The sequence below is a fragment of the Coleofasciculus sp. F4-SAH-05 genome, assembly GCF_040222985.1.
Classification (GTDB): domain Bacteria; phylum Cyanobacteriota; class Cyanobacteriia; order Cyanobacteriales; family Coleofasciculaceae; genus Coleofasciculus; species Coleofasciculus chthonoplastes.
Genome location: NZ_JAVKBY010000114.1, coordinates 1 through 5,095 on the forward strand (window position 1 = coordinate 1; position 5,095 = coordinate 5,095).

Annotated in this window: 5 protein-coding genes and 3 pseudogenes; 7 read left to right on the forward strand and 1 reads right to left on the reverse strand. The window is 47.7% G+C overall.

From position 1 onward, the window contains the following. Positions 1 to 141, forward strand: a pseudogene (locus RIG27_RS13855) (IS4-like element ISSysp3 family transposase); the annotation flags it as partial. After that, positions 142 to 1,714: pseudogene (locus tag RIG27_RS13860) on the forward strand (class I SAM-dependent DNA methyltransferase); the annotation flags it as partial. 119 nt (positions 1,715 to 1,833) lie between these two features. On the opposite strand, the gene RIG27_RS13865 reads toward RIG27_RS13860, so the two are convergent. Further along, complete coding sequence (locus tag RIG27_RS13865) at positions 1,834 to 2,400, reverse strand: Uma2 family endonuclease (RefSeq protein ID WP_446345996.1); 567 nt, start codon at positions 2,398 to 2,400, stop codon at positions 1,834 to 1,836. Positions 2,401 to 2,564: 164 nt separating this feature from the next. Here RIG27_RS13865 and RIG27_RS13870 point away from each other — a divergent pair, with 164 nt between their 5' ends. From RIG27_RS13870 to RIG27_RS13890, 5 genes and pseudogenes are all read left to right on the forward strand, one after another. Then, a complete protein-coding gene (locus RIG27_RS13870; protein ID WP_446345998.1) occupies positions 2,565 to 2,804 on the forward strand; it encodes a DUF2281 domain-containing protein in 240 nt (79 codons plus the stop codon). Positions 2,805 to 2,812: 8 nt separating this feature from the next. Next, positions 2,813 to 3,130 carry a nucleotidyltransferase family protein gene (locus RIG27_RS13875; RefSeq protein ID WP_446341144.1) on the forward strand — a complete coding sequence of 106 codons (318 nt, stop codon included), beginning with the start codon at positions 2,813 to 2,815 and terminating at the stop codon, positions 3,128 to 3,130. A gap of 42 nt (positions 3,131 to 3,172) precedes the next feature. Beyond that, positions 3,173 to 3,505 carry a DUF4258 domain-containing protein gene (locus tag RIG27_RS13880; RefSeq protein ID WP_446341145.1) on the forward strand — a complete coding sequence of 111 codons (333 nt, stop codon included), beginning with the start codon at positions 3,173 to 3,175 and terminating at the stop codon, positions 3,503 to 3,505. Then, positions 3,495 to 3,728, forward strand: coding sequence for a YgiT-type zinc finger protein (locus tag RIG27_RS13885; RefSeq protein ID WP_006102157.1), 234 nt, complete (start codon positions 3,495 to 3,497; stop codon positions 3,726 to 3,728). Before RIG27_RS13880 ends, RIG27_RS13885 begins: the two co-directional genes overlap by 11 nt. Positions 3,729 to 3,758: 30 nt before the next feature. Next, positions 3,759 to 4,910, forward strand: a pseudogene (locus RIG27_RS13890) (DEAD/DEAH box helicase); the annotation flags it as partial. Positions 4,911 to 5,095: the final 185 nt, after the last annotated feature.

Consider the following 5,095-nt stretch of genomic DNA (forward strand, 5'->3'; position numbering starts at 1 on the left):
ATTGCACGCCTGGGAGGATGGTCGGGTTATCGTTCCCAACGTCCTCCAGGAATGCCCACTCTCGTCAAGGGTTTGCGGAAGTTTGAGTCGCTTTTCCTGGGGTGGAAACTTGCTCAGACTCCACTTGTGTGTACACCGTAGGCTTGTGGGTCGGGTAATTTTTTGGTGATTGCCTATAAGGAAATGCGGGCAATTGAGGCGGAGATTAACCAGCGCCGGGGGAGGCGGATCGGGCTTCGGAGATTCCGTTAACGAATTTTCGGGGAATTGAGATTCGGCATTTTTCCTGTGAGATTGCGCGGTTGGCGTTGATTATTGCGGAGTATCAGTGTGATGTGTTGTATCGGGGTCAAAGGTTGGCGTTGGCGGAGTTTTTGCCGTTGAAGGCGGAGAATTGGATTACCTGTGGGAATGCGTTGCGGTTGGATTGGTTGAGTCTTTGTCCGCCGACGGATAAGGGGGTGAGGGTGCAACGGGAGGATCTGGATTTGTGGCAGGAAACGCGGGATGAGGCAGAGATTGAGTTTGAGAATGAGGGGGGAGAAACTTATATTTGTGGGAATCCGCCTTATTTGGGAACTCGAAATCAGACAAGTGAACAGAAATCAGATATCGAAAGAGTCCTCAGCCAATATATTCCCTCGTGGCGATCTCTTGATTATGTGTGTGGCTGGCTTATCAACGCTGCACGTTACTTAGAAAATAATGATGGCGCAGCAGCATTTGTAACTACCAGTTCCATTTGTCAAGGTTCACAGGTGTCTGTACTTTGGGGCGAAATGTTCCGCTTAGGCTGTGTAATTAACTTTGCCCATGCGCCTTTTAGCTGGAAGAACCTAGCTGCACACAATGCTGGTGTAACCGTGATTATTGTCGGATTTAGTCACTCTAGGAATACAAAGCGGCTAATTTACGCCAATTTGACAAGCGGGGAGTCAGAGGCTAGAGAAGTCGAAAATATAAATGGATACCTCAAGATACCAATCAGCTATTCCGCCGTGCTGTTGGGGGAAATGATTTTATAAAAGGAAACAGACGTTTTGTTATCTACGTTCCAGATGAATCTCTTTTGGATGAATCTCAACTAGCTGTCTTGTCCCCCATCATAGATAAAGTCTCTGCCTTTCGTCGCAAAAGCTCAAAGGCTGCTACAAGGAAGCTGGCTGATCGCCCTTTGGAATTTGCAGAGGATCGGTTCTATAAGAGTGAGAAGAAGATTTTTGTACCGCAATTACAGTCAGAAGGGCGCGATTTCATTATGTGTGGCATATTTCCTGGAGATATCCTAACCATCGCTCCACATTTTGATATTCCGACTTGCGAATCTTTTCCTTTTTCGTTGCTTAGTAGTCGCCTTCACCTCGTCTGGATTGCCACCGTCTGCGGTAAACTTGAAACCCGATATCGCTACTCCAACACCCTGGGCTGGAACACCTTTCCCGTCCCCACCCTCACCGAACAAAACAAAACCGACCTCACCCGTTGCGCCGAAGACATCCTCCTGGCGCGGGAACAGTATTTCCCCGCCACCATTGCGGATATGTACGACCCAGAGCGCATGGACAAAGAGTTTCCCCTAGTGCGAGAAGCCCATGAGCGCAACGACGAGGTACTAGAGCGCATCTACATCGGTCGTCGCTTCAAAAACGATACCGAACGCTTAGAGAAACTGTTTGAGCTTTATACGAAAATGACCGCGCCGAAATCTTCCTAGATGTAGTATTTGCCCTCATCCCCCAGCCCCTTCTCCCAATCTGGGAGAAGGGGAGCAAGAAGGAGAATCTGTTCAAAGTCCCTCTCCTGTTTTGGGAGAGGGATTTAGGGTGAGGGAAATCAGAACGCAATATCCTCATACAAGGATGTAAAGTCCGCTTCAAACTCAAGGCTAGTAAGGTGAAAGGTGTTGTGACTGGGGGCATAGAATTGAAATAACCACAGCCCCTCCTCGGTACGACGGTAACAGTCTACTCGTTGCTGTCTGGTACTAATCAAGACATATTCTTGCAGACTATCGAGGGTTTGATAGTCGATGAATTTATCCCCTCGGTCAAAGGCTTCAGTAGAGTCAGAGAGGACTTCAATGATTAGTTTGGGATAACGCTTATAGGTAGTAGTTTCTGCGTCGCGGGGGTCACAAGTCACCATCAAATCAGGATAGTAGTAACAGTTGCACTCTTCAAGTCTGGCTTTGACATCGGCAAAATAGACGCGACAGTCTGACCCCCGTAAATGGCTACGAATCAGCGTAACAAGGTTGATAGCAATAGTATTATGAGCATCGGTTGTCCCCGCCATAGCATAGGCTTCACCATTGCGATATTCGTGTTTGGTGTCGCTGGTGGCTTCGAGTTGGAGGTATTCGTCAGGAGAGAGGTAATAATTGTCTGGGGTAGCAATCATGGATGAGGAAGGGGCGAATTGGGTACAGTCCTGTTTTTAATTTAGTTCAAAAAACGCAATGCATTCAGCAGGCTACCCCTACGCACCTCCAACAGCAAGTCAAGCCCAATCTCAATCAGGGCAAATGATAAAATTAAACCAGTTTCTTCGCGTTAAACTAGCCAATGCTAACCCTAGACCAACTCATTGCCGAAGCCACTGCCCTCCCTGATGCTGACAAAGCAATCCTGATTGATAAACTGACAGCAAGCATGGACGAACAACGCACGGCTTCAAAAACCGCAAGCATTCCTCCCGGTACTCTCACCAAACTTCGAGGTATCGCTAAACGTTCTAGAAAAACCCCCAGTGATGAAGAACTGCAAGCAGAGTACACCGATTATTTAGTTCAAAAATATCAGTAGCCTTTCTTGTGAAAATACCCATTGATACCATTGCCGAATTCTGTCGCAAATGGAACGTTATCGAATTTGCGCTATTTGGCTCTGTTTTGCGTGATGATTTTCGCCCAGACAGCGACATCGACGTTATGGTGAAATTTCACCCTGACGCTCACCCCAAATTCAGCACCCTAGACCAAATGGAAGGGGAACTGAGGACAATCTTTGACCGGGATGTGGATTTAGTGACTCGCCCAGGGGTTGAAGCCAGTCGTAATTATTTACGTCGTAATACCATCCTCTCCTCTGCTCAGGTGATTTATGCCACGAAATCTCCAATTTCTGCTTGATATGCTGCAATCGGCGGAGTTGATCGAAATCTATATCGCCCAATGGCTACGCTACTTACAGAAATACGTCAGAAATTTGCTGAGGAACGGTTTGAATTTTCCAAACACGCTGTCGATCAATCCATCTTACGAAAAATTCGAGTTCAAGAAATTAGAGAAGTGATTGCCAATGGTCAAATTATTGAGGACTACCCAGAAGATAAATACGGTCCTAGTTGTTTAATTTTAGGTTTGACAGCGATGAAACGTCCGCTTCACATTCAGTGCAGTTATCCTACCCGTTCACTGGTCAAAATTATTACACTATACGAACCCAACCCCCAAAAATGGAATAACAACTTTACGCAAAGGAGACTAAATAGCGATGACGCCTAACTCACAAGCAGCTTATGTTGAGAAACAAGTAACCTACACCTTAAATCTGAATGGTCAAATTATTGTGATCGAAAACGTCCCTGCCCGTGTTAATGAAGAAACAGGGGAACAGTTTTTCTCCCCCTCAACCGTAGAACGTTTACAACAGACCCTTTTAGATCACCCAGAACCCGACCATTTTATCCGCGTTCCGGTGTACAACTATTCAAAAAATGTAGCATAAATCCTCTGCCAAAAAATTTCTCCCTTGCCCATGACCAAACCTAACACCATTCCCGCCGTTTCCGTCACCTACGCCCAAGCTGGTACTTCCACTCGCCTCAATGAACTAGGGATGCGCCCGATGCAGGAACGGGCTTACCAAAAGCGGGGAGAACAATACCTGTTGATTAAATCCCCCCCTGCCTCTGGTAAAAGTCGCGCCCTGATGTTCATCGCCCTGGATAAGCTGGAAAACCAGGGATTACAACAAGCCATTATCGTTGTCCCTGAAAAGTCCATCGGGGCAAGTTTTCATAATGAACCCCTGAGTCAGTTTGGCTTCTGGGGAGATTGGCAAGTTGAACCCAAGTGGAACCTCTGCGACGCACCAGGGACGGACGGCGGGAAGGTCGATGCAGTTCGGAAATTCCTTGATAGTGATGCCAAAGTGCTGGTCTGTACCCATGCCACCTTTCGCTTTGCCGTGGATAAATTCGGCGTTGCAGCCCTGGATAACCGCTTAATTGCAGTCGATGAGTTTCACCACATTTCCGCCAACCCCGACAACAAATTAGGCGATATTATGCGTCAACTGATGACCCGCGACAAAACCCACATTGTTGCCATGACAGGTTCATATTTTCGCGGGGATGCCGAAGCGGTGCTACATCCTGACGACGAGGCGAGATTTGATACTGTCACCTACACCTATTACGAACAACTCAACGGTTATCAATACCTGAAACAACTGGATATCGGCTACTACTTCTATGCAGGAAGCTACACCGATGCAATCATGGAGGTACTCAATCCCCAGGAGAAGACCATTATTCACATTCCCAATGTCAACTCCCGCGAAAGTACCAAAGATAAAATCCGCGAAGTCGAACACATCATCGAGGAATTGGGGGAATGGCAAGGGACTGACCCCGCAACCGGGTTTCAACTCGTACAAACCGCCGATGGTAAAGTCTTGAAGATTGCCGATCTCGTAGACGACGATCCCAGCAAGCGAGATAAAGTCACGGCTAGTCTGAAAGACCCCAGCCAGAAAAATAAGCGCGATCGCGTGGATATCATTATCGCCCTGGGTATGGCAAAAGAAGGCTTCGACTGGATTTGGTGCGAACACGCCCTTACCATCGGCTATCGTTCCAGCCTCACCGAGATTGTCCAAATCATCGGTCGCGCCACCCGTGATGCCGTTATGAAAGACCTACTCAAAGCAGGTCAACCTTAGTCAGACCTAACTTTGATGCTTACTTCCTGCTTCACTCGCTTCAGTGACGGCACTCAACACCTCGGCTACGCTCGGTGTTGACCCTGAATTTCGACAGGCTCAATTTCCGCGGAGTCGAAGGGTCAACCAGTCCACAGGCTACCACCACC